The organism is Comamonas sp. MYb396 (assembly GCF_037479555.1).
Classification (GTDB): Bacteria; Pseudomonadota; Gammaproteobacteria; order Burkholderiales; family Burkholderiaceae_C; genus Comamonas.
In genome coordinates, this window is sequence record NZ_JBBGYU010000001.1 from 109,573 (window position 1) to 128,916 (window position 19,344).

Here is a 19,344-nt window from a genome sequence, read left to right on the forward strand (position 1 = left end):
CCTTGTTCCGCTCCCGGTAGGCCTTGTTCCGCTCCGCTGTCAACCTGCGTGTGCAATGAATGCAGGTCTTGGAGCGACTCCTGTTTGGGGACCTCTGTGGAAACTCATCCTTAGGACATACGTTTCCGCACTTGGTGCATTTGCATTCAATGGTCTGGCGCAGCTTGATCATTTAGCCTCCTCATTAGCCGCCAACACGCGGTCGCGAACAAACCTGTACTTGCCTACTGCATTGCGTTCGATGAAGCCTTTGCGCTCCAGGGCGTTGAGGTGGTTCTGAGCGCTGTTTGGAGAGCGGTGGCCGAAGTGCTCAGCGATGGCATGCATCGGCGGCAACTGGTCGTTCTCCAGAAGGAAGCAGCGCATGTAGTCCAGGACTTCACGCTGGCGATTGGTCAGGTCCGTGTTTTGGTTCTGCGTGGTCATCAATCGAATCCTCTGGAGGTTTTGCCAGCTACGGCGGTGGTGAGCGACGGCGGCGAGCCACCCCATGCCTCAAAGCGGGTCGATTCGCCATGGAAGAACAGGTGCACATCACCGGTGCGGCCCTGGCGATTCTTGGCGACCCGGCAAACCGCGTAGTTCTGCCATTGCGAATCAAGGCTTGGGTTCGCGGCGATCGGGCGATGCAGGAACATCACAACGTCCGCGTCCTGCTCGATCGCGCCGGAGTCGCGCAGCTCATGCAGGCCCGGCGGTTGCATTTGCTTCTCTGCGGCACCTCGGTTCACCTGGGCCAGGCACACCACAACGATGTCCAGCTCCTTGGCCAAGGACTTCAAGCCGCGTGTGATCTCCTCGATCTGGTAGGCGCGGGACTGCTTAGGGTCGAGGCCGCTCATCAGGCCGATGTAGTCCACGATCAGGACATCGAGGCCCTTCGATCGCTTCAAGCGGCGTGCCATCGATCGCACCTGCAGGATGTTCAGGCCCGACTTGTCGGAGGCGTACCACTTGAGGTGGCGGGCGCGCTCCACTCCGTCGACAACCGCATCCCAGTCCAGGCCCTGGCCCCTCTTGGGGCGCTTGATGTTGCCGATCGAGATCCGGCCTAGGATGGCGGTTTGACGATCGCGCAGGTCCGAATGCGGCATCTCCATGGACAACATGCCGGTGTGGTACTCCGACGCCATGTGCAGGCCGATCGACATAGCGAACGAGGTCTTACCCATGGCTGGGCGGGCGCCCACCACCACCAGATTGCCACGCACAAAGCCGCCGTCCAGCATCTCATCCAAATCGCTCAGCCCGGAGGCCATGCCCACGATTTCGCCACGCTCGCGCTGCTCAATGAGCGCGGTGTGCTCCATCGCGGCCGTGTACGCATCAACCCAATCCTCAATGGACTCGTTTTGTTGAAGGCCGGACAACACGGCCTGGGCCCGATCGATGCGATCGTCAATCGATCCATCCTCGAACGCCAGGGCGGACACTTGCTCACTCGCGCTATACAGCTGGCGAGCACGCTGCAGGTCCAACAGCAGCTTGACCAGCCGGGAGATGCCGTAGGTGCCATGGTCGTTGCAGCTAGCCACCTCGTTGAAGTAAACGAAATCGACAACACCCTTGAGCTTTTCCAGCATCGCGCCCAGCTCGAAGCCTTCGCCGCCGATCGCAAAGGACTGGATGGCCGAGAAAATGTGCTTGTTGGGCTCGAAGTAGAACGATTCCGCCGTCACGCCGGCGGCGACTTCTTCCAGGTTCACGTTGGGCAGCATGAACATGGACAGCAGCCGCTGCTCGACTTGGATCGAGCTCAGGCGCTCAGTTGGGTTTGCCAGCTGATCGAGTGGTTCGAAGTTCATGCCACCTCCGTCGTTTTGTTGTCGTAGTTGCCCTGCATGACCTTGGCGAAATTGGTTTCGTTGGCCAGCCAAGCCAGGTCACATCCCGTCCATTGCCCGTTGCGGCCGGACAGGAAGTCGCTGCCGGAGACGTAGTCGAAGAAGCGGGCAAAGAAGTCCATCGCGGACTGCTTGTCGGTGGCGTAGCGCTCGCCGCTGCGCTTCTTGGCCGTCAGCACCCAGACCCACCGGGCCTTCAAGGCTTTAGCGCGGGCACCGCCCCACATCTCGGACTTGGGTTGAGGTAGGGTCGGAAGCTTTGCAGCGAAGAGGTCGATCAGTTCGGCATGTGGGCAGTCGGGCAGCGCAGCTGTCGACAAAGAAGCTTTAGCTTCTATATCTGTATCTGTTCTGTTCTGTTCTAGAGCGTTACTCGGCCGTTCCTGTAACGTTACATCACCCACCGCATTTGCCTTAGCCTTGGCGCGATGCTTAGCCACACGGTCTTTGCTGCTATCACTTTTGAATTGACGCTTTTCCCAATTGAGCAAATTCAGCTTGGAATCGATGAAGCCCTTGCCGACAAAAACAGCCTTGGTTTCAACCCATTCCGCGTTACTGATTCGCAGCTGAAACGCTACTTCTTCGTCATGTAACGTTACAAGGTCGTTACCGCAACGCATGCACAAAAGCATGAGCAAACGACGCTGCAAAGCTTCAGCCATCATTTGGACCTTAGGGTCTGTTGCAAACTCCGCGTACATGCGGAACCATTGGTTTGCCATTACAGCCCCCTATCAATCTGGGCAGACATGGCCGCCCTTTTCTCTGCCGATCGCAACGAGATGCCTGCCTTCATGACGTTCAAACAGAACTGGGCTTCGCGGCGGTAGGCTTCATCTCCAGTGCGATCGTGGTCGAGCATCGCGGCCTGCAAGAGAAGACCATGAGCCTTGATGCGCAGCTCGTTGGCCTCATCCGCAACTTCTTGGACGATGCGATCGACTGTGGGTGTCTGGTTGGCGCTCATGCCCGCTCCCATCCCAAAGTCAAAGTGTTGTTGCCCATGACGCGGCGAAACGCGGTCTTGGAGCGGCGGATATAGCCATCGCGTGCGGCCTGGGTGAAGATCGATCCCCAGCTACGCATGTCGGCCGGCGCAATGCCTTGGGCAACTGCAGCAAGCGTCACGTCTTCGGAGCAGAACGGACCCGTGGCGCGCTTCACAAAAGCGATCAGGAAGCCGTAGGCATCGTTCTCGAAAGAGCGTGGCGCTTGGCCGAAGAGGTCGGATTGCTTAGCCATGGCTGCCAGCCTTCGAATCCACAGGCGCCGGATTCACATTTGCAAGGCGCAGCACTACAGTTGCGTCATGGACCTTTCGCTCTGCCCACACAGACAAGATTTCGTTGACCACCTCTTTGCGGCTGGAGGCGCTGCCACGGACGATGCCCTCGGCATCAATGACGCCCATGACCCACTTGGGAATGTCAAGGCGCAGCTCGGTGTCTTCGCGAGCCTCGTTGCGGGCCCGGGCGAACATCGGAGTTTCGGAATGGTCTGTCATTGCTTGATCCTGGTAGACAGTGCCGGTGTGGCCCGGCCGGTGTTTCGGTTAGAGGTGTCGGGGGCTGAGCTACCTGTGAGTGGTGCTGCTCGGCGTGCTATGGCGCGGCGTGTGCGGCGTCAGGGTGGTGTTGCGCCGTGAGGAAAGCTGACAGCCTTCATGCGCATGGAGTGGATGCATTCGTCCGAGACAGCCAGGTACAGGCAGCGATGGACGAAACCCACAAAGCCGCGCATGTCAGCCTTGCTTGGCTTTCCGCTCATCAGGCGCGCGCCATACAGGCGGTCAAACTGCGTGATGAGTTCTGGGGTGTCCAGGGCCACTGCGATGCAGGCCTCAAATGCAGGGTCTGCATATGCCATAGGCAATGGGAGGCGTGACGCGGTCATGCAGCCTCCTTGCGTTTTGAGAGGCGAGGCCTAACCGTGTTGCGAAGTGCGGGCTGGTCAGCTTTGAGCCGTCCATTCGTGGCCAGTTGCGCCTGATACTGGCGGCCTTCTGGAATCTGGTCGCTTGCAACCCACTCCGACACAGTCGACTGTGCGCAACCAAGTGCACGAGCTACACCAGTTGCAGTTCGGAAAAAAGATATGAGATCACTTGGCTTCATGCGCCAATTATCAGCAATCCGAATTTGCCTGTCAATCAGAAAACCGAATTTTTCTCAGTGGATCATTGCTGCATGACCTCAATCCCTCACTTCGATTCTTTCGGTGATCGCCTCGACTGGTGGCTGAAGCATCGCGGCAAGACTCAAAAGGAGTTAGCCGTTGCCGTTGGGATTGGTCAACCAGCTCTGAACGAGCTGATCAAAGGGCGCTCGGCCGAGCCTCGGGCCGGCGCCTTTATCAAGATCTGCCGCGAGTTGGGGCTGCGGCCGGAATACCTGCTCTGGGGCGAGGGAGCGCCAGAAGCTACAAGCTTTGCGCAGCTCTCAGGGCTGGAGGCGCAACTTGTCATGTTGTTTAGAGGGCTGGCAAGCGATGCTCAGCGTGATGCATTGCTGATCGACATGAACGACGCCCATAACAACAGCAAAACAGTGAAGAAAGCCACTGCGGCTGACCCGTTCAACGCCGTCAAGCCAAGCGCGCACCCCCCTTCCAAAGTCCCAGCTGCGGCAAAGCGCTCCACCAAGAAGACCAGCGTGCCGCACTCGGGTTGATCTATTTCGCTGGCTAGAAGACAGGCTTAGTACCAAGGGCTCCGTCATGTCCCAAGTTCAAGCCTGTAATTTCTCCGTCGTCCCCTACCGAGCCAAGAACAGGCACCATTCGCAATGTCCGTTTATGGATGACGCCGCCTAACTGGATGGCCTGCTCTTGCTGCTCCGGCGTCAAGCGCCCGTAAACAGTAGCCAACCAGGCCGCGTAGAAGGCGCCTACATCGCGCGGTTTCGGCTGCGGCAGATCACTAGCGCGAATTTTCCCCAAGATCTCTGCTTCGGTCATGCTGGTCCTCTCACTGTTTTCTTGAAATCGAATCTCCCGCCTCGCAGGAGGCCGCTTAGCTGCACTGGTTGGAATGGTTCACCAAACAACAACTTGTGCGCGCAAGTGCAGTACATCGCAGCTAGCTGGCCTAGCTGAATCGCAGACGGGCTGCTCGCGCCCCTCTCCCACGCAGACACTGACTGTCGCGTCACACCCAGAGTCTCAGCAGCGAAGTCCTGTGACACATCGGCCTCTGTCCTTGCTGCTTTGAGCCTGCTTCCAAGTAGCTTTTTTTGTTCTGTGCTCATGATTAAAATACTGTATGCACATACAGTGTTACACAGTACTTTGCGTAACGCAACCGCAATTTGACACTGCCGCAATCGTGGTTTGCGCAAATTTAAATTGCTTCGCCCGCAACCCTTGATGGGACGCGACCCAGCGCTACAAGAAACGAATTTTCTGAAAATAATTCGGAAAACTGATTGACAACTAGATTCGGAATTCTGATAATTCACCTATCGCAGCAACGAACGCGAAACGACCAAAGGGGTAGCGAACCGTCCCCTGAACCGACTCGATGCAAGAGGAAGGTCTAGCTCCAGTGGAGCGCAGCTAGTTGCACCAGGCGATGGGTGTGAAGTGATCGAGCTAACTCCCCTTCTTTAAAAAACGAGGGCTACAGAGAGATGCGGCGGCGTGGAAAGCAGACACGCAGCAGTGATTCCTGGGGACTGTGTTCTGGCGAGGATGCACCCTTCGGGCACGGCTTACGCACAGCAGGAGTAGCGTCCTGCCCGCATCTCTCTGTAGCTCTCCTGGTGTGATTTGGAGAGGCGGCGGCGTGGTGCGACGGAGACACGCAAAGAGGAATGAATGGCACCTCAGAAATCCAAGCCATGAAGGTAGGTAGGGGGCCGCAGACCGCTCTACGCCACAGGATGGCGTGAAGTCGAAACACCTTGCAGGAGTAGCGCCCTGCCCGCCTCTCCCAATCACATCAGACCGAAGGATGAACAGTCGAAAGACCTGCCCCTGTGATCTACCGGCAGAACAAAAAGGTAGGGAGCGCTTGAACCAATACCTGCGCACCAGTTGGCCCAGCTGGGCTAGATCAAAACAAGCATCACTCGCGCCCTGAGCGGTCAATCAGGATAGCTGGTCGATGCCAGCAGCAGCACACGCCCGCAGTAGTGACGCGGGTTGTACATAGCCAAGGACGTGCTGCCGGGCCCTTCTCACGAGGGGCAAATCAAAAGTTGCCTTGCTGAGACTGCTATTGATTTGGATCAGCCTTGTAGCGAAATGTTACACAGCGCTTCACATAGGAGACAAAATTCAGCACTTCATGTTGCCTAGGATCATCGCAAGTCATTGGCATCACTTAAAAAGTGCATGCCACAACAAATCCCTCCCGCCCGTTACCCTGCGGGCATTTGGGCCACCCTAACCGGTGGCTTTTTTTTATTCATCCAGCAATCGGCGCACCCCTCTGGGCGACATCAGAGGGAAAACACAAGGCGCTTCAACCGAGGCGCTTTTTGCTTTATGGAGAGACGCATGGACGATGAATCTGTGACTTTCACCCTGCGAGTGCCAGCGCACATACAGGCCGCTGCCAAGGCTCAAGCCAAACGAGAGTATGTCAGCCTCAATGGCTGGGTTGTCCGCCTCATGGAGGCTGAGCTGAGGCGCAAGGCAGATGAGGCGCAAGAAAAGGAAGATTGGCGCCCCTCGGTGCTCAATTGAATCGCTCGACCGGGGTCATCCACAAGGCAGCCACCTAAGCAACCCAAAGGCATCAATTCAGCCCATTTGATGCCTTGGATACTCACTAAACACACTCCAGCGCTACCACGCTGGCTTCGCCGCCTCCGGGCGGTTTTTTATATTGGAGGCTTCAATGCTTACTTTCGTGAACTACCTTGGTCAGGCAGTAAGCACTGCGCCTGTAGCCAAGTCGAAATCCAAGGCTGTTGACCTTGATCCGTATCACAAGGGGTGGCGCGTCGTGGGCCTTCCGCCTGGCGCAGTTGAGGACGCGGAGCAAGAGCATAAGAAGAAGTCATTTGAAGCCAGGGCCGCTGGAAAAACAATCCTTGACTTCAATCCGCTTGAGTGGATGCAGAAGGCGCGGCGGAAGGCTGTGCGCAGCAAGCCTTATTCGATCCATGACGCTGCCGCTCAGTGCGCCGAGCTTGCAGAGAAGGCTGGGTGGACCAGGGTCGAAATCATGGAGATTCGCAAAGGAGAAGCACCATGAGTGACTTGTCCAACATGGAACGCTTGGCAGAGGCCCAGCATCGGCATGACGCCCGCGGCGAGCCGGACAGCTACTTGCGCCTACAGCCCCCTCCCAGTGTGCAGGAAGAAGTCGAGTGTCTGCAGGGAAAGATCGATGCCCTGATCGAGAAGGTCCTGGCCGAGGCCGGCAAGTTCGACCAGCTCATCCCTGGCGGCGGCGACGAGCTGCGCAGGGCCTGCGACCAGGCCGAGGAGTAATAGCCATGCTCCAAGAACACACGAACGCCCCCTTACCTCCGGGCCCTGGCAGACGGCTACCGCATCGGCGCAAAGCGCCCAGGCGACGAAGACTTTGAGCCGCTCACCTGCACATCAACTACAGCCTTTCATGCCCTGCTCCTGCCCACTTCTGGCCAGCTGAGCGCATGGGAATTCAAGATCGAGGGGATTGAAGATGACGAGTGCAACTAAGTGGCGGGTCGTTACGCTGCCAGGGTCAGAGCTAATGCAAATCTGGAATGACGCCGACCAGGTGATTGCGCGCATTTCGACACGCGAACAGCCGGGCGCTGAGCTGCCCGATGCCACCCTAATCGCCGAAGCAGGCACCGTCCACCACGAGTGCGGCCTGAGCCCTCGGGAGCTGCTGGAGGGGTATCGTGAAATGCGGTATCGCATTGAACAGTGGTTGGCCGCAAATGAGGTGACTGCTTATGGCGAGGCGCTACACGACGCCCGCGCCGCTCTCGCCAAACACAAGGAGGTGTGAGATGAATCCAGATTCTTTGCCAAACGGCGGACCCGCCTCCCCCTGCGACCCATTCATTGCCAGCAAGCCGGGCCATGAATCGGTGGCTAAGCGACTCGCTGAGGGCATGACGCTGCGCGACTACTTCGCCTCGGCGGCCGTGCAGGGCATGTATGCGAACCCGGAACGCAAAGGAACCTGCGTCGATGCAGCTGAGCGAGCCTACGAAGTTGCCGACGCCATGCTCCGAGCCCGGGAGGCCAAATGAAGCGCTACTCCATCTCGATCAACGACACCAAGCACGAAGGCCTGTTCGCCGACGACTGGCAGGGGGTTTGACATGCGTGTCTATGCAGTATTTCGCCGCCGAAGAGTGACTTGGTCCGAGTGGCATGTCTACAAGCTATTTTCCACAAGGAAGTCGGCAAGGGCATACCAAGAGACGCGGGGAGTTAACTCGCTCCGCCAGTATGAGTACGCCGTTCAGTCGATCAAAGTGGAACAGGAGCCCCCATGTTCATCTACAAGCTAGGCTCCGTGGTGAGCCTCCCCTTCCCCCCTCGCCAAGCCGCAACTGATGCGGCTTTTTCTTTGTTCTCTGGGCCCGTTGGCGGGCTTGTGGTGAGGCCAGCATGACAACGACCACCATTAAGACTGCCGACTTGACCGGCGCAGCGCTCGACTACGCTGTGGCGATGGCTGGGGCGTGGAAGCACGCTCACGAGCATTTCCCCACCATGACGCTCGATTCCACTTTCAAGGGATATCGAGCTTTTCGATTCGAGGGAGGCAGGGTTGTTTGCCAATTGGTGCCAAACAACCCGTTCCGCCAAGACCATGTGATCTACGAGCCGAGCTCGACCTGGGAGATCGCGGGCTTAATCATCGAGCGCGAGCTCATCAGCACAAACCACATGCAGGGTCGTGCCGAGCAATTCCGATGGCAAGCGCTTATCCCTGGCCGAGACAAAAACGGGCTTGCCGAGACCCGTGATTGCTACGGACCAACCTTGCTCACCGCTGCCATGCGCTGCTACGTGGCCAGCAAGCTGGGCGGCACCGTGGACATTCCACAGGAGCTGAGTCCATGACCACCACCCCCATGCTGACCATGCCAACCCGAGCACTGTGCCCCGAGCGAGGCCAGAAGCCCAGCCGCTACGTGCCGGCCGTTGCAACCGACATCCGCAAGACCTTTACTAAGTACCGGCGCCTACAAGCGCTGCAGGAGAAGAAGTAGTGCCACCCATCAAGTACATCCACTACACCCCCAAGCCGCTCTTTGTAGCGGCTTTTCTTTTGCTCGCGCTCTGCCTGGGCGCTGTGGCTAGCTGAGGAAGAACTATGAAAGAACAGAACACCGACCTCATCGCGTTGCCGCCCAGCGAGACGGCGCTGCAGGTCTACAGCACGCCCATGGGCCTGGACCCATTCCTAGCCCAGATCAAGGCCGAGCTGGACGCCTTTGTGCCTGATGTGACCACCAAGAAGGGCCGCGACGCGATTGCTTCCATCGCCTACAAGGTGGCGAAGGGAAAGACCGCGCTGGACAACATCGGCAAGGACCTAGTCGCCGACCTCAAGGATGTGCCAAAGAAGATCGATGCCGAACGCAAGCGAATGCGCGATCTGCTTGACCTCTGGAAAGACGAAGTGCGCGCCCCACTGACCGCTTGGGAGGAAGCCGAGGAAGCCCGAAAGCAAGAGCACCAAAGCTGCATCAATCGCATCCAATTCTTTGGACAGGGTTTCGAGGGTGTTGATGCTGAGACGCTCAAGCAGCGCCTCGCAGAGATAGAGGCCATTGCCATCGGCGATCACCTCGAAGAATTCGAGGCAGAGGCGCACCGAGCGAAAGCAAAGGCGCTGGAAGCTTTGAATGCAGCCATCGCGGCCCGGGAGAAGCACGAAGCCGAGCAGGCCGAACTCGCCCGCCTCCGCGCCGAAGCAGCCGCCCGCGATCAAAAGGAGCGTGAAGAACGCATTGCCCGCGAAGCAGCAGAACGCGCCCAGCGTGAAGCCGAGGCCAAGGCCCAGGCCGAGCGAGAAGCTGTAATTCGGCGCGAGCAAGAAACCAAGGCTGCAGCCGAACGCCGCGAGCTGGAATTGAAGCTGGCCGCCGAGCGTGCAGAGCGTGAGAAAGCCGAGGCTGTACAGCGCGAGCAGCAGGCCAAGGCTGATGCAGAGCGCCGGGCCGCAGCGGCTGTTGAAGAAGAGCAGCGCCGCGTAGCAGCCCAAGCGGCAGCCGAAGCTGCGGAGGCCAAGCGCCGTGAACGCGACAAGGCCCACAAGACCGCCATCAACCGCGCCGCCCTGGAAGCCTTCGTGCAAGGTGGCATGACCGAAGAGTGCGCCAAGCTGGCAGTCACCCTCATTGCCAAGAAATCCATCCCGGCAGTTTCGATTGCCTACTGAAAGTAAGCCATGAACGCTGTAGTTGAAGTTGAAGCAGTCAGCATGGTTCCCGCCCGAAGCGCGAACCCTACTGCAGAAGTCGTTGCACACGCGAAAACTGTGCAGCAGGTTATGCAGGCTGTGATGAAGCCGAATGTGCACTACGGGGCCATCCCCGGCGCTGGAGAAAAGCCCACCCTGCTCAAGTCCGGCGCCGAGGTGCTGTGCATGACTTTCCGCATCGCGGACAAGTATGAAGTGACAGACTTGTCATCCAACGGCGTGATCCGCTACCGCGTGAACTGCGTTGGCGAGCACCAAACCACAGGTATTCCGCTGGGCTCTGGGCTGGGCGAGTGCTCTACCGATGAGGAGAAATACCGGTGGCGCAAGGCAGTATGCAAGGAAGAGTTCGACATCACCCCTGAAACGCATCGCCGCTTGAAGTTCGGACGAAAACAAGGCGGGCACTATACCGTGCAGCAGGTTCGCACCGAACCGGCCGACCTCGCAAACACCGTCCTCAAGATGGCCTGCAAACGGGCGAAGATCGCGATGGTGTTAAACGTCACAGCTGCATCTGACATGTTCAGCCAAGACCTGGAAGACTTGGACGCAGAGCTGGTCAAGCACCTTGCAGAGGATGAGCGGCAGACTCAAATCCAGATGATCCGGGATGAGTGGATTGCCAAGGTGGCCGCTGCCAAAACCCGCGATGAAGTCGGCGCGATCATGAAGGAAGGCGTCAAAGTCTTCCAGTCCAGCCGGGATAAAGACGGCTACTCAGCATTCGCCACCGCAGTGCAAAAGCGAGGCGCTGAACTAAAGGAGTCTGAAAATGCGTGAAATCCTCATCCGGTGCTCAAGCCTAGGCAAGATCATGACCGAGCCCAAGACCAAGGCTGAGGGCATTCTGTCGGTCGGAGCCAAGACGTACATCCGGGAATTGGCCCAGCAGGAGATTTTCGGGATTGACTTCGAATTCTCCAGCAAAGAAACCGAAAAGGGTCTGGAAGTGGAGAACGAATCCATCGCCCTCCTGAACCGCGTGCGAGGTCTAGCGCTTACCAAGAACAGTGAGCGCCGCAGCAATGGCCTGATTACTGGCGAATGCGATCTTTACGACGCTGAGCGCAAACGAGGGCACGACCTCAAATCATCGTGGTCCGCCAAGACGTTTCCCGGCTGGGTAAAGGACTGCGAAGACCGCATCTACGAATGGCAGATGCGCGGCTACATGATGCTGTGGGACGCTGACGAATGGGAGGTCAACTATGCACTGGTGGACACCCCGGAGCGCTTGATTGGCTACGAGCCACTGCAGATGCACATCGTGAGCCACATTGCGGAGCACCACCGGCTGACATCCTGGGTACTTGAGCGTGATTTTGCAAAGGAGCGCGCCATCAAGGAAAAAGTGGAAGCGGCCCGCGACTACTACCGCGAAGCAATCAAGGAATTTGACCAAACGCACGTTGTAGCGCGAGAGCTGGAACCTGCTTAACCAACACCTGCCGCGTCGGGCGGCGGGTATTTTTGAAAGGCCTATATGGCATCCGTCAACAAAGTCATCATCGTCGGCAACCTCGGCCGCGACCCTGAAATCCGCACCTTCCCCTCGGGCGACCAGGTGGCCAACGTCACTATCGCCACCACCGACCGTTGGCGAGACAAGAACAGCGGCGAGAACAAGGAAGCCACAGAGTGGCACCGCATCGTGTTCAATGGCCGCCTGGCTGAAATTGTCGGTCAGTATCTGCGAAAGGGCAGCCAGGTTTACGTAGAAGGCAGCCTGCGCACCCGCAAGTGGACCGACCAGTCCACCGGCCAGGAGCGCTATGCCACCGAGATTCGCGCCGACAGCATGCAGATGCTGGGCCAGCGCGGCGAATCGGGGCAAAGCGGTGGCGACGAGGGCTATGGACAGCAGGAGCGCCCAGCAGCACCTGCCCCGGCACCGCGACAGGCCCAACGCCCAGCCCCAACGCCGATGCCCTACACGCCTCGTGCCCCTGGCGGATTTGACGACATGGACGACGATATTCCTTTCGCCGACCCCATGCGCCGCAGCCTCCGTCTGTATTCAGTGATCTAACCCAGGACCGCCCAAGAGGCGGTTTTTCTATGAAGAAACAGCGAATAGTCTTCACTCCCGAGATGGAGCAGCGCCTTATCACCATGCGCTCCAAGGGCTTCACCGCCAAGCAGGTGGCTAAGGAGTTGGGTATCTCGGATAGGACGGCCAGCAAGCGCATGGCCCGCCTCCCGCGTGCTCCTGGCGCGCATCAGCAGCTACAGGTCAAGCTGCGACGAGAGGTGTTCTCGCTGCCGGCCGAAGCCAAGATCGTCATGCCGGCGGGAATCAAGATCCAGCGCCACATCAGTGTGCCTCATGAAAAGGCGCCAATCTGCACTGCCACAGTGTTCGGCAAATACGAAGGCAAAGAGCTGGAATACCGGAGATAGCCATGGAAGTGATGATGAACCGGGAGCAGCGCAGGGCCGCCAGGCGGGCAAAGCCTCCGCGCCGTGGTGCTGGGCACATCCAGATGCCGATCACCATGCGATTCAGCGCCCAAGACGAGACGCAGATGATGCTGATCCCCACCCAATCGGCAGACAAGTTTCTCGCCGGCACTGCCGAAGAAGCTGATTGGCATACCGTCATGATGCGGATCAACTGGGCGCGGCTCTTGAATGAAGAGCACTTCAATGAGGGGGTGCAGGAATTCGAGGCGGCTAGGCTGGTGATGCGCGTCGTGAAGATTGAAGGCCTAGCTGGCGGGGTTTGGACTATGACCGCCGAGCAGCACGACACGGTGAACACAGCCCTGGTTCTTGCCAACCAGATGCAGACGCAATGCACTCGCCGGGAGCTGCAATCCTCTCTCAAGGCCATGCTGGGCGCCAACGCCTACAACAAGCGCACCGACGCCATCAAAGACAAGCTCGACGCCGGCCAGCTTCCTGGCTAACCACCGCCCCCAGTGGGCCCCTATTCACAGCCCGCCCTGAGCAATCGAGGCGGGCTCTCCTTTGCCCAGCACCATGAAACGTGACGCCTTTACCCTCCCGCTGGCTTTCCCCGGCGAACTCATCATCGACAACTTTGCCGGCGGCGGCGGGACTAGCACCGGACTGGAGGCTGCTTTCCGGCGGCCGGTGGACATCGCCATCAACCACGATCCCGAGGCCCTGGCAATGCATGCGGCCAACCACCCGCACACCAAGCACCTGTGCGAGAGCGTGTGGGATGTGAAGCCGGCCGAGGTGACGGGCAACCAGCCGGTGGCCCTGGTCTGGCTGTCCCCAGACTGCAAGCATTTCTCCAAGGCCAAGGGCGGCACACCAATGAACAAGCGCATTCGTGGCCTGGCCTGGGTGGGCATGCGCTGGGTGGCGGTGTGCAAGCCGCGCGTGCTGATGCTGGAGAACGTCGAAGAATTCCAGACCTGGGGCCCGCTGATCGTGGGCGAGGATGGCAAAGCCCGGCCAGACCCGGCGCGCAAGGGAAAGACCTTCCAATCGTTCGTGCGCCAGTTGAAGGCCCACGGCTACCAGGTGGACTGGCGCGAGCTGCGTGCGAGCGACCATGGAACCCCCACCATACGAAAGCGCCTATTTTTGGTAGCGCGCCGCGATGGTCTGGCGATCACCTGGCCGGAGCAAACCCACGCCGAAGCCACCGACCGCCGGGTGCTGGCAGGCAAGCTGGCCGAGGCCCTGGTGCGCGCCAATTTCGCCCACGAGGCACAGATTTATGGAGCATCCCATGTCCAATGAAAACAGCTCTTCCGCTCCCCTCAAGACTGCCGGCGTTTCGTTGGCCGAGCATCGGGCCAATCGCATCTATGTCGCGGGCCCCATGACTGGCCTTCCCGACTTCAATTTCCCGGCATTCAATACAGCTGCCAATGAGCTGCGCGCCGAGGGCTGGCATGTCGAAAACCCCGCTGAGCATGGGATCTTGGATGGTGCGCAGTGGTCGGACTACATGCACACCGACCTGCAGCAGCTCTCGACTTGCTGCGCCATCTACCTGCTGCCTGGCTGGTCGAAATCTCGCGGTGCCACTTTGGAGGCTCATGTCGCTCAGGCTCTTGGCATGGCCGTCTATTACGCGCCGAACGCTGAGGCCGAGGCAGTGGCAGCACAGGCAGCGCCCGCAGCAGTGGCTGTGCCATTGATCGCCCGGTCGCTTGCTGAGTGGCATGAGGATGATGGCGCAGTTGCATGGTGGGCATGGTGCGGTCATAGCTGGGCAGGCGAAGCCCCCTTCATTGGCATGCCTTGCGACTCTGATTGGCCAGGCTATCACACGCACTGGACGCCAGCGCCTAGCCAACCGGCAGGTCTCAACGCCACCCCAAAACCTCCAGCTACCGAGGATTCATCGGCAGGTGACCCGGCAGAGGTGCTGGCCGAGCCGGTGATGATTTATCACGGGCGTTGCACCATCGACTGTGGTGAGCATGGCCACCACGACGTGGAAATGCTCAAGATGATTCCTGCAGGGGCCAAGCTCTACACCGCACCCCAGGCCCAGCCCGCTGATGCGCTGGATGCGGCACGGCTCGATTTTCTGGAAACCCAAAAGCGCCGCGAGGCCCGCGATGGTGGTTATTCGGCCTTCTACACCCTCCATCTGCCGGCTATGGCAGCTGGCCCATGGCAAGCCACACACGGCGGCGAGTACGACCACAAGACCCTGCGCGAATCTATCGACGCCGCCATGGCTGCAGCCCAGGAAGGCGGCAATGCCTCAGCCGGGAAGGATGGTGCAGCATGAGCCGCAGTGGATACAACGACGAAGGCGAAGGCATCAACCTTTGGCGGGGCGCGGTGCGCAGCGCACTGCAAGGCAAACGCGGACAAGCTGCCCTGCAGGCGCTGGCCGAGGCCATGGACGCCATGCCGGTGAAGGCGCTCGCAGCGCATTCGCTGGTGACCGCAGACGGCGAATTCTGCACGCTGGGCGTCCTGGGCCAATCGCGCGGCATGGATATGTCGCAGATTGATCCCGAGGACTGGACAGCCGTGGCCAAGGCTTTCGGGCTGTCGGAGGCGATGGTGCGCGAAATCGTTTACCTGAACGACGAGCACTACACGCCCTATGACTATCAGCAAGTGGAGATTTGCGGCCCGCTGCGCCCCTACCGCGACGAGCGCCACCCGTGGCGCCGGGTCTATCACAGCGACCCCGGCGGCGGCCGCTGGCAGCATATGCGCAAGTGGGTTTCCGAGCAATTGGATCCAGCCGCCCAGCGCGCCCAACATAGGGAGGGCCAGCCCAATGCCTGACATCTGGCTGCTCGTGTTCATCTCCAGAGGGTTGATCGGTGCCGCTGGCGACACCATGCCGCTGGAGCAGTGCGAGGCTCGGGCCCGCGACCTGGACCCTGACCTCTCCCATGTGGTGTGCATCAACACCCACGACCCATCTTGCCGGATCTACCGGGACCGATCTACCAACCTAGCCCAGTGGCAGCAGGAGCTTGAACAGCGCTGCCGGCGGCGGGGCCAGCCACAGAAGGACAGCAACCAATGATCTGGACCATTTCACTTTATGCGCTTGCCATAGTTGGCATTCTTTACCTAGCGGTCCGGATCATCTACCCGTTGACCTGGTTGGCAATGTATGCAACCGGCCACTTGATATTCATCATTCGCACTGCCAGCCCTGAGTGGCACGCAAAGCCGTTCTGGCACAAAGTGAAGGTGAGTATCAAGTTCTGGTTTCGACAGATCGGAGAGGCAGCCTCATGGCCCGCGACCCAAGTTACCTGCGGTCCATACAAGTGGGTTCCGCTATTCAACTACAGCGGGTTCAAGCCCGACCAGGCCAAGAAGGAGGATTGAGATGAAAGAAACCGGCTTGATGTTCAAGGCGCCGCTGGTGCGCGCCATCCTCAGCGGCCAGAAGACGCAGACCCGCCGCATCGCCAAAGATGTGCGGCACCCTGACTTGGGAAACTGGTATGCGCCCGGCGCCTTGGTGCTGGAGGGGGAGCCGCAGCATGTCATTCATCGGGCATGCCCTTTGGGCCAGCCCGGCTACCGCATCTATGTGCGCGAGACATGGGCTTACGGAGTGCATGCGCAGGCCGCTATCCGCGATGAAGACGGCCCTTTCGTGTATGCAGCAGACGGAACAACCCAAGGCCGTCTATGTGAGCGCTGGAGGCCCAGCATCCACATGCCCAAGCACGCTGCCCGCATCTGGCTTGAAATTACCGGCGTGCGCGTTGAGCGGCTGCAGGCCATCAGCGAGGAAGACGCTAAGGCTGAAGGCGTGGACGCAACCAAATACCACGGGCTTGACCGCGCCTACGCACGGGCGTTCAGCGAACTATGGGAATCCACTGGCGGCGACTGGGCCGCGAACCCCTGGGTATGGGTCATCGACTTCAAGCGCATCGACCAGCCCGCCCCCAAGGAAGCACCATGACCGACTGGTTTGAAAATCTGGTCTGGGGCCTCCTAGTGCTGGCTATCGTTGTATGCATACCCCTGGCCCTGGTGGCTGGGCACAACGAGAAGCAGGAGTGGGAGGCCTTCAAGGCGGCCCATGATTGCAAGGTAACTTCGCGCATCGACGGCTCTGTCATGCCAACCTTCGCCATGGACACAAGCGGCAAAGCCGTCTATGGCATGACCACGACGCCAAGCAAAACAGGCTGGACCTGCGATGACGGCGTCACCTATTACAAGTGAGGGCACCATGACCGACAAGAAAGAGCACATACCCGGCTGCGAGGCATTGGGCGGCTATGGCCACGGCATCGGGCCCTGCAGCTGCAGAGAAGCACAGCCCGAAGCGCTGCGTGTGCGCAAATACATCGACCGTCGACGCGCCTCTAGAGGGCTATCTCGCGATCACATACACGGATTCGATGTTGGAGACGAGGCAGAAGCACTGCTCCTGACCTCTGACCTTGAGGCCATCCTTGGGCGCATCGCCTTCCTGGAGGCCCAGCTATCAGCGCGGCAGGCTGCGCCGGATGGGTGGCAGCCTATCGAGACTGCGCCACGGGACGGCGAACGCATCCTGCTCTCGGGTCCAACTGGCCGCATCTCGGTGGGCTTCTATGAAAAGATCGACGGGAGCTGGTTCTGGCCGCTAGGGCTCGCCCAACCCACCCATTGGCAGCCCCTCCCCGCAACCCCAGGCTCTTCCCGAACGGGAAGAAATGACCAAGCACAGATGGCAATTACCCAAAATCTACCCGATCGGTAACTATGACCACCAAACGCTCCCGCAAATGGGGTGACAAACGAGCACCCATCCGCGAACAAGACGAACCCGAGCCCCGCCAATGAGCGGGGTGATTTTTTGGAGAACTGAATGTCAGCCGTAACAGTACCTCTCTTGGCGTACACACCAGAGCAGGCAGCCCAGGCCGTTGGCCTCTCTGTGTCTCAGGTTGAAAAGCTCACCCGTCAGCAACTCTTCCCCCAGCTCCGACAGCTGAGCGCCCGCCGCGTGGCCTATGTCGCCCGCGAGGTTGAAGAGTGGCTTATGAATCGGCCGGCCTCCGAGTGCTTGCCGCCGAAAAACTCAGGCTATGGCCGAGCTGGAAAGCCTAAGGACGATGATGCCGATTAATCTGGTCGGCCGCCGAGTCCATCCACAAGCTCGGCGAGCCGAGGAATCCATACCAACTTCTGTTCATCATAGGTATGCAGGTTGTAGCTCGCCACCATGACGGCCTGCTTGTGCCCCAAAATGGCTTCACCGACATCCTCTGGGCAGTCGATTGCGCTCAACAGGGTCCGAGCCGTTCTGCGCAGTGCATGAGGCGACCAGTCTGTCACAGGGCAGATCAGGCCTTCGCTGGCCCGTCTCTTCACTTTCTCGCTCCCTGGCATCAGGCCGTAAACGTAGGTAGAGAAAGTGCTTCTTCCATACTGCCGAGGTTTTCCGTTCTTGGTAAAGAACAGCCACCCCTCCCAAGCATTTTCAATCCTGCGCTCGACTATGTCCCGCGCCACTCCAACCAATGGGACTCGGTGATCAACGGTGTCGGAGTCACGCTCCATTTTCAGCAGGTGCGCAGGGAATGTGACCCACATCACGCCATCCTCAACCCGGCAATACTCTGTGCGTAGGCTGAAAATCTCGGCCCCTCGCATGCCCGTGTAGAGGTAGAGCAAGGTCGCATCGCGCTGGTTATCCGGCATGTTTGCATGCGCCCACGGCAACAGAACGCGTAACTCGCTTCGCGTCAGCACACGCCTTTTGGCCCCAACGTGCTTGCCATCAATGATTTTCCCTTTTGACTTCAACTGCCCCTTGAGAACCATCCGCCACCAGTTCATGGAGTCCTTAGGGATCAAGCCAGCATCTAGGCCCCAGTCCCAGGCCTGGCCCAATAGCGCCCGCATTTTCTTCGCAGCCATAGGAAACTCGCGGCGTGCATCAAGTATGGCGTAGGCTGTCGCCCGATCAATGGCCGCAGGGGCAGAGCTAGCAAACAGCGGCTCTTGGCCAAGCATTTCCTCCATCGCAGCGCGCGCTGCCTTCGCACTTTGCTGCTGACGGATGCGGTCTAAATGGTCGCAGAAGCGACTCAGCAGCTGGGCTACGGTTTTGACGGACTCGTGTGTTTTCCCTGCGGCTTGTTCTCGCTTCAATGCCACAGGGTCAATGCCGCCTCCTCGCTTCTCACGAAGCTCTTGCCACGCCGTGGTTGCTTGGCCCAGGCTCATGGCAGGCCATTCACCGAGCTTGATCTGCTTCATCTTTCCGGCGACATCCTTATATCGGTATGTCCAAGATTTCCGGGTAGCAGACCCCTCGAGACGCAGGCCCTGGCACCCAGCCACCAGTAGGTGCTGCCCCGCCATCAGTTGCTTTGCTGCCCTTGGATCGAAATGCACTGTAGAATTCCTCACATGCTTTGGCGTAGGTTCAACACTGCCAGGCGTAGGAGAAAATAAACCTACGCCGAAACCTACGCCACTATCGTAAGTGTAGATAAGTTCTGATGGGTTTCAAAGCGAAGGAAATTTGCTAGGAATTCAGAAAAACCCCATAAACGATAGAGAGTTAGATGGAGAAACCCAGATAATTCAAAGGCATACAAAACGCGGGTGTCGTTCAGTGGTAGGACTCTTGCTTCCCAAGCAAATAATGTGGGTTCGATTCCCATCACCCGCTCCAGACAAAACAAA

The 19,344-nt window shown here is 59.1% G+C and carries 33 protein-coding genes, 1 tRNA gene and 1 pseudogene; 24 read left to right on the top strand and 11 right to left on the bottom strand.

Going from position 1 to position 19,344, the window contains the following annotated elements; all coding sequences use genetic code 11:
- Positions 1-168: 168 nt before the first annotated feature.
- From WH265_RS00540 to WH265_RS24195, 8 genes are all read right to left on the bottom strand, one after another.
- Positions 169-426, bottom strand: a complete 258-nt coding sequence (locus tag WH265_RS00540; RefSeq protein ID WP_339556995.1) for a hypothetical protein — start codon at positions 424-426, stop codon at positions 169-171.
- Positions 426-1,805, bottom strand: coding sequence for a replicative DNA helicase (locus WH265_RS00545; protein ID WP_339556996.1), 1,380 nt, complete (start codon positions 1,803-1,805; stop codon positions 426-428). Before WH265_RS00545 ends, WH265_RS00540 begins: the two co-directional genes overlap by 1 nt.
- Complete coding sequence (locus tag WH265_RS00550; RefSeq protein WP_339556997.1) at positions 1,802-2,569, bottom strand: hypothetical protein; 768 nt, start codon at positions 2,567-2,569, stop codon at positions 1,802-1,804. Before WH265_RS00550 ends, WH265_RS00545 begins: the two co-directional genes overlap by 4 nt.
- Positions 2,569-2,814: a hypothetical protein gene (locus WH265_RS00555; protein WP_339556998.1), complete on the bottom strand. Its 246-nt coding sequence runs from the start codon at positions 2,812-2,814 to the stop codon at positions 2,569-2,571. The genes WH265_RS00550 and WH265_RS00555 overlap by 1 nt, the downstream gene beginning before the upstream one ends.
- On the bottom strand, positions 2,811-3,089 hold the full coding sequence (locus WH265_RS00560; RefSeq protein WP_339556999.1) for a hypothetical protein: 279 nt from the start codon (positions 3,087-3,089) through the stop codon (positions 2,811-2,813). The genes WH265_RS00555 and WH265_RS00560 overlap by 4 nt, the downstream gene beginning before the upstream one ends.
- Complete coding sequence (locus WH265_RS00565; protein WP_339557000.1) at positions 3,082-3,351, bottom strand: hypothetical protein; 270 nt, start codon at positions 3,349-3,351, stop codon at positions 3,082-3,084. Before WH265_RS00565 ends, WH265_RS00560 begins: the two co-directional genes overlap by 8 nt.
- 119 nt (positions 3,352-3,470) lie before the next feature.
- A complete protein-coding gene (locus WH265_RS00570; RefSeq protein ID WP_339557001.1) occupies positions 3,471-3,740 on the bottom strand; it encodes a hypothetical protein in 270 nt (89 codons plus the stop codon).
- Positions 3,737-3,961 (bottom strand): Cro/CI family transcriptional regulator, encoded by a 225-nt coding sequence (locus tag WH265_RS24195; RefSeq protein ID WP_445228469.1) that lies wholly within the window; start codon positions 3,959-3,961, stop codon positions 3,737-3,739. Before WH265_RS24195 ends, WH265_RS00570 begins: the two co-directional genes overlap by 4 nt.
- 72 nt (positions 3,962-4,033) lie before the next feature.
- On the opposite strand from WH265_RS24195, the gene WH265_RS00575 reads away from it, so the two are divergent.
- Positions 4,034-4,516 carry a helix-turn-helix domain-containing protein gene (locus WH265_RS00575; RefSeq protein ID WP_339557002.1) on the top strand — a complete coding sequence of 161 codons (483 nt, stop codon included), beginning with the start codon at positions 4,034-4,036 and terminating at the stop codon, positions 4,514-4,516.
- 13 nt (positions 4,517-4,529) lie between these two features.
- On the opposite strand, the gene WH265_RS00580 is transcribed toward WH265_RS00575, so the two are convergent.
- The gene (locus WH265_RS00580; protein ID WP_339557003.1) at positions 4,530-4,802 is read right to left on the bottom strand and encodes a hypothetical protein; all 273 of its coding nucleotides are present in this window, start codon (positions 4,800-4,802) and stop codon (positions 4,530-4,532) included.
- Positions 4,799-5,092, bottom strand: coding sequence for a helix-turn-helix transcriptional regulator (locus WH265_RS24200; protein ID WP_445228470.1), 294 nt, complete (start codon positions 5,090-5,092; stop codon positions 4,799-4,801). The genes WH265_RS00580 and WH265_RS24200 overlap by 4 nt, the downstream gene beginning before the upstream one ends.
- 1,252 nt (positions 5,093-6,344) lie before the next feature.
- On the opposite strand from WH265_RS24200, the gene WH265_RS00585 reads away from it, so the two are divergent.
- From WH265_RS00585 to WH265_RS00690, 22 genes and pseudogenes are all read left to right on the top strand, one after another.
- Positions 6,345-6,533 carry a YlcI/YnfO family protein gene (locus WH265_RS00585; RefSeq protein WP_339557004.1) on the top strand — a complete coding sequence of 63 codons (189 nt, stop codon included), beginning with the start codon at positions 6,345-6,347 and terminating at the stop codon, positions 6,531-6,533.
- A 154-nt stretch (positions 6,534-6,687) separates the two neighbouring features.
- Positions 6,688-7,047, top strand: a complete 360-nt coding sequence (locus WH265_RS00590) for a hypothetical protein (RefSeq protein WP_339557005.1) — start codon at positions 6,688-6,690, stop codon at positions 7,045-7,047.
- A complete protein-coding gene (locus tag WH265_RS00595; protein WP_339557006.1) occupies positions 7,044-7,286 on the top strand; it encodes a hypothetical protein in 243 nt (80 codons plus the stop codon). Before WH265_RS00590 ends, WH265_RS00595 begins: the two co-directional genes overlap by 4 nt.
- A gap of 247 nt (positions 7,287-7,533) precedes the next feature.
- Positions 7,534-7,797, top strand: a complete 264-nt coding sequence (locus WH265_RS00600; protein WP_339557007.1) for a hypothetical protein — start codon at positions 7,534-7,536, stop codon at positions 7,795-7,797.
- Between the two features lies 1 nt (position 7,798).
- A complete protein-coding gene (locus WH265_RS00605) occupies positions 7,799-8,044 on the top strand; it encodes a hypothetical protein (protein ID WP_339557008.1) in 246 nt (81 codons plus the stop codon).
- A gap of 364 nt (positions 8,045-8,408) precedes the next feature.
- Positions 8,409-8,867, top strand: coding sequence for a phage protein NinX family protein (locus WH265_RS00610; RefSeq protein WP_339557009.1), 459 nt, complete (start codon positions 8,409-8,411; stop codon positions 8,865-8,867).
- Positions 8,864-9,016 carry a hypothetical protein gene (locus WH265_RS00615; protein ID WP_339557010.1) on the top strand — a complete coding sequence of 51 codons (153 nt, stop codon included), beginning with the start codon at positions 8,864-8,866 and terminating at the stop codon, positions 9,014-9,016. Before WH265_RS00610 ends, WH265_RS00615 begins: the two co-directional genes overlap by 4 nt.
- Before the next feature lie 104 nt (positions 9,017-9,120).
- The gene (locus WH265_RS00620; RefSeq protein ID WP_339557011.1) at positions 9,121-10,191 is read left to right on the top strand and encodes a hypothetical protein; all 1,071 of its coding nucleotides are present in this window, start codon (positions 9,121-9,123) and stop codon (positions 10,189-10,191) included.
- A gap of 9 nt (positions 10,192-10,200) precedes the next feature.
- Positions 10,201-11,016 (top strand): hypothetical protein, encoded by an 816-nt coding sequence (locus WH265_RS00625; protein ID WP_339557012.1) that lies wholly within the window; start codon positions 10,201-10,203, stop codon positions 11,014-11,016.
- Positions 11,009-11,674 carry a hypothetical protein gene (locus WH265_RS00630; RefSeq protein WP_339557013.1) on the top strand — a complete coding sequence of 222 codons (666 nt, stop codon included), beginning with the start codon at positions 11,009-11,011 and terminating at the stop codon, positions 11,672-11,674. The genes WH265_RS00625 and WH265_RS00630 overlap by 8 nt, the downstream gene beginning before the upstream one ends.
- Before the next feature lie 45 nt (positions 11,675-11,719).
- Complete coding sequence (gene ssb / locus WH265_RS00635) at positions 11,720-12,265, top strand: single-stranded DNA-binding protein (protein ID WP_339557014.1); 546 nt, start codon at positions 11,720-11,722, stop codon at positions 12,263-12,265.
- Positions 12,266-12,294: 29 nt separating this feature from the next.
- A complete protein-coding gene (locus WH265_RS00640) occupies positions 12,295-12,636 on the top strand; it encodes a hypothetical protein (protein WP_339557015.1) in 342 nt (113 codons plus the stop codon).
- Between the two features lie 2 nt (positions 12,637-12,638).
- Positions 12,639-13,145 carry a hypothetical protein gene (locus WH265_RS00645; RefSeq protein ID WP_339557016.1) on the top strand — a complete coding sequence of 169 codons (507 nt, stop codon included), beginning with the start codon at positions 12,639-12,641 and terminating at the stop codon, positions 13,143-13,145.
- 73 nt (positions 13,146-13,218) lie between these two features.
- Positions 13,219-13,887, top strand: a pseudogene (locus WH265_RS00650) (DNA cytosine methyltransferase); the annotation flags it as partial.
- Between the two features lie 55 nt (positions 13,888-13,942).
- Positions 13,943-14,959, top strand: a complete 1,017-nt coding sequence (locus WH265_RS00655; protein WP_339557017.1) for a DUF4406 domain-containing protein — start codon at positions 13,943-13,945, stop codon at positions 14,957-14,959.
- The gene (locus WH265_RS00660) at positions 14,956-15,471 is read left to right on the top strand and encodes a hypothetical protein (protein WP_339557018.1); all 516 of its coding nucleotides are present in this window, start codon (positions 14,956-14,958) and stop codon (positions 15,469-15,471) included. The genes WH265_RS00655 and WH265_RS00660 overlap by 4 nt, the downstream gene beginning before the upstream one ends.
- Positions 15,464-15,718 carry a hypothetical protein gene (locus WH265_RS00665; protein ID WP_339557019.1) on the top strand — a complete coding sequence of 85 codons (255 nt, stop codon included), beginning with the start codon at positions 15,464-15,466 and terminating at the stop codon, positions 15,716-15,718. Before WH265_RS00660 ends, WH265_RS00665 begins: the two co-directional genes overlap by 8 nt.
- Positions 15,715-16,029 (top strand): hypothetical protein, encoded by a 315-nt coding sequence (locus WH265_RS00670; protein ID WP_339557020.1) that lies wholly within the window; start codon positions 15,715-15,717, stop codon positions 16,027-16,029. The genes WH265_RS00665 and WH265_RS00670 overlap by 4 nt, the downstream gene beginning before the upstream one ends.
- Position 16,030: 1 nt before the next feature.
- Positions 16,031-16,618, top strand: coding sequence for an ASCH domain-containing protein (locus WH265_RS00675; RefSeq protein WP_339557021.1), 588 nt, complete (start codon positions 16,031-16,033; stop codon positions 16,616-16,618).
- Complete coding sequence (locus WH265_RS00680) at positions 16,615-16,884, top strand: hypothetical protein (RefSeq protein ID WP_339557022.1); 270 nt, start codon at positions 16,615-16,617, stop codon at positions 16,882-16,884. Before WH265_RS00675 ends, WH265_RS00680 begins: the two co-directional genes overlap by 4 nt.
- A 7-nt stretch (positions 16,885-16,891) precedes the next feature.
- Positions 16,892-17,407: a hypothetical protein gene (locus WH265_RS00685; RefSeq protein WP_339557023.1), complete on the top strand. Its 516-nt coding sequence runs from the start codon at positions 16,892-16,894 to the stop codon at positions 17,405-17,407.
- Between the two features lie 108 nt (positions 17,408-17,515).
- A complete protein-coding gene (locus WH265_RS00690; RefSeq protein WP_339557024.1) occupies positions 17,516-17,776 on the top strand; it encodes a helix-turn-helix transcriptional regulator in 261 nt (86 codons plus the stop codon).
- Here WH265_RS00690 and WH265_RS00695 read toward each other — a convergent pair.
- A complete protein-coding gene (locus WH265_RS00695) occupies positions 17,773-19,017 on the bottom strand; it encodes a tyrosine-type recombinase/integrase (RefSeq protein ID WP_339557398.1) in 1,245 nt (414 codons plus the stop codon). The genes WH265_RS00690 and WH265_RS00695 overlap by 4 nt on opposite strands.
- 242 nt (positions 19,018-19,259) lie before the next feature.
- On the opposite strand from WH265_RS00695, the gene WH265_RS00700 reads away from it, so the two are divergent.
- Positions 19,260-19,333: transfer RNA gene (locus WH265_RS00700), tRNA-Gly, on the top strand.
- The last annotated feature ends 11 nt before the right edge of the window (positions 19,334-19,344 follow it).

Bases quoted from the DNA above. Each gene is read 5' to 3' on its own strand.
- WH265_RS00600 (WP_339557007.1), top strand. From the start codon at position 7,534: ATGCAAATCTGGAATGACGCCGACCAGGTGATTGCGCGCATTTCGACA.
- WH265_RS00540 (WP_339556995.1), bottom strand. From the start codon at position 426: ATGACCACGCAGAACCAAAACACGGACCTGACCAATCGCCAGCGTGAA.
- WH265_RS00615 (WP_339557010.1), top strand. From the start codon at position 8,864: ATGACCACCACCCCCATGCTGACCATGCCAACCCGAGCACTGTGCCCC.
- WH265_RS00590 (WP_339557005.1), top strand. From the start codon at position 6,688: ATGCTTACTTTCGTGAACTACCTTGGTCAGGCAGTAAGCACTGCGCCT.
- WH265_RS00550 (WP_339556997.1), bottom strand. From the start codon at position 2,569: ATGGCAAACCAATGGTTCCGCATGTACGCGGAGTTTGCAACAGACCCT.
- WH265_RS00560 (WP_339556999.1), bottom strand. From the start codon at position 3,089: ATGGCTAAGCAATCCGACCTCTTCGGCCAAGCGCCACGCTCTTTCGAG.
- WH265_RS00665 (WP_339557019.1), top strand. From the start codon at position 15,464: ATGCCTGACATCTGGCTGCTCGTGTTCATCTCCAGAGGGTTGATCGGT.
- WH265_RS00575 (WP_339557002.1), top strand. From the start codon at position 4,034: ATGACCTCAATCCCTCACTTCGATTCTTTCGGTGATCGCCTCGACTGG.
- WH265_RS00695 (WP_339557398.1), bottom strand. From the start codon at position 19,017: ATGGCGGGGCAGCACCTACTGGTGGCTGGGTGCCAGGGCCTGCGTCTC.
- WH265_RS00630 (WP_339557013.1), top strand. From the start codon at position 11,009: ATGCGTGAAATCCTCATCCGGTGCTCAAGCCTAGGCAAGATCATGACC.
- WH265_RS00580 (WP_339557003.1), bottom strand. From the start codon at position 4,802: ATGACCGAAGCAGAGATCTTGGGGAAAATTCGCGCTAGTGATCTGCCG.
- WH265_RS00640 (WP_339557015.1), top strand. From the start codon at position 12,295: ATGAAGAAACAGCGAATAGTCTTCACTCCCGAGATGGAGCAGCGCCTT.
- WH265_RS24200 (WP_445228470.1), bottom strand. From the start codon at position 5,092: ATGAGCACAGAACAAAAAAAGCTACTTGGAAGCAGGCTCAAAGCAGCA.
- ssb (WP_339557014.1), top strand. From the start codon at position 11,720: ATGGCATCCGTCAACAAAGTCATCATCGTCGGCAACCTCGGCCGCGAC.
- WH265_RS00610 (WP_339557009.1), top strand. From the start codon at position 8,409: ATGACAACGACCACCATTAAGACTGCCGACTTGACCGGCGCAGCGCTC.
- WH265_RS00620 (WP_339557011.1), top strand. From the start codon at position 9,121: ATGAAAGAACAGAACACCGACCTCATCGCGTTGCCGCCCAGCGAGACG.
- WH265_RS00595 (WP_339557006.1), top strand. From the start codon at position 7,044: ATGAGTGACTTGTCCAACATGGAACGCTTGGCAGAGGCCCAGCATCGG.
- WH265_RS00585 (WP_339557004.1), top strand. From the start codon at position 6,345: ATGGACGATGAATCTGTGACTTTCACCCTGCGAGTGCCAGCGCACATA.
- WH265_RS00625 (WP_339557012.1), top strand. From the start codon at position 10,201: ATGAACGCTGTAGTTGAAGTTGAAGCAGTCAGCATGGTTCCCGCCCGA.
- WH265_RS00555 (WP_339556998.1), bottom strand. From the start codon at position 2,814: ATGAGCGCCAACCAGACACCCACAGTCGATCGCATCGTCCAAGAAGTT.
- WH265_RS00645 (WP_339557016.1), top strand. From the start codon at position 12,639: ATGGAAGTGATGATGAACCGGGAGCAGCGCAGGGCCGCCAGGCGGGCA.
- WH265_RS24195 (WP_445228469.1), bottom strand. From the start codon at position 3,961: ATGAAGCCAAGTGATCTCATATCTTTTTTCCGAACTGCAACTGGTGTA.
- WH265_RS00670 (WP_339557020.1), top strand. From the start codon at position 15,715: ATGATCTGGACCATTTCACTTTATGCGCTTGCCATAGTTGGCATTCTT.
- WH265_RS00680 (WP_339557022.1), top strand. From the start codon at position 16,615: ATGACCGACTGGTTTGAAAATCTGGTCTGGGGCCTCCTAGTGCTGGCT.
- WH265_RS00685 (WP_339557023.1), top strand. From the start codon at position 16,892: ATGACCGACAAGAAAGAGCACATACCCGGCTGCGAGGCATTGGGCGGC.
- WH265_RS00570 (WP_339557001.1), bottom strand. From the start codon at position 3,740: ATGACCGCGTCACGCCTCCCATTGCCTATGGCATATGCAGACCCTGCA.
- WH265_RS00565 (WP_339557000.1), bottom strand. From the start codon at position 3,351: ATGACAGACCATTCCGAAACTCCGATGTTCGCCCGGGCCCGCAACGAG.
- WH265_RS00660 (WP_339557018.1), top strand. From the start codon at position 14,956: ATGAGCCGCAGTGGATACAACGACGAAGGCGAAGGCATCAACCTTTGG.
- WH265_RS00690 (WP_339557024.1), top strand. From the start codon at position 17,516: ATGTCAGCCGTAACAGTACCTCTCTTGGCGTACACACCAGAGCAGGCA.
- WH265_RS00655 (WP_339557017.1), top strand. From the start codon at position 13,943: ATGTCCAATGAAAACAGCTCTTCCGCTCCCCTCAAGACTGCCGGCGTT.
- WH265_RS00545 (WP_339556996.1), bottom strand. From the start codon at position 1,805: ATGAACTTCGAACCACTCGATCAGCTGGCAAACCCAACTGAGCGCCTG.
- WH265_RS00605 (WP_339557008.1), top strand. From the start codon at position 7,799: ATGAATCCAGATTCTTTGCCAAACGGCGGACCCGCCTCCCCCTGCGAC.
- WH265_RS00675 (WP_339557021.1), top strand. From the start codon at position 16,031: ATGAAAGAAACCGGCTTGATGTTCAAGGCGCCGCTGGTGCGCGCCATC.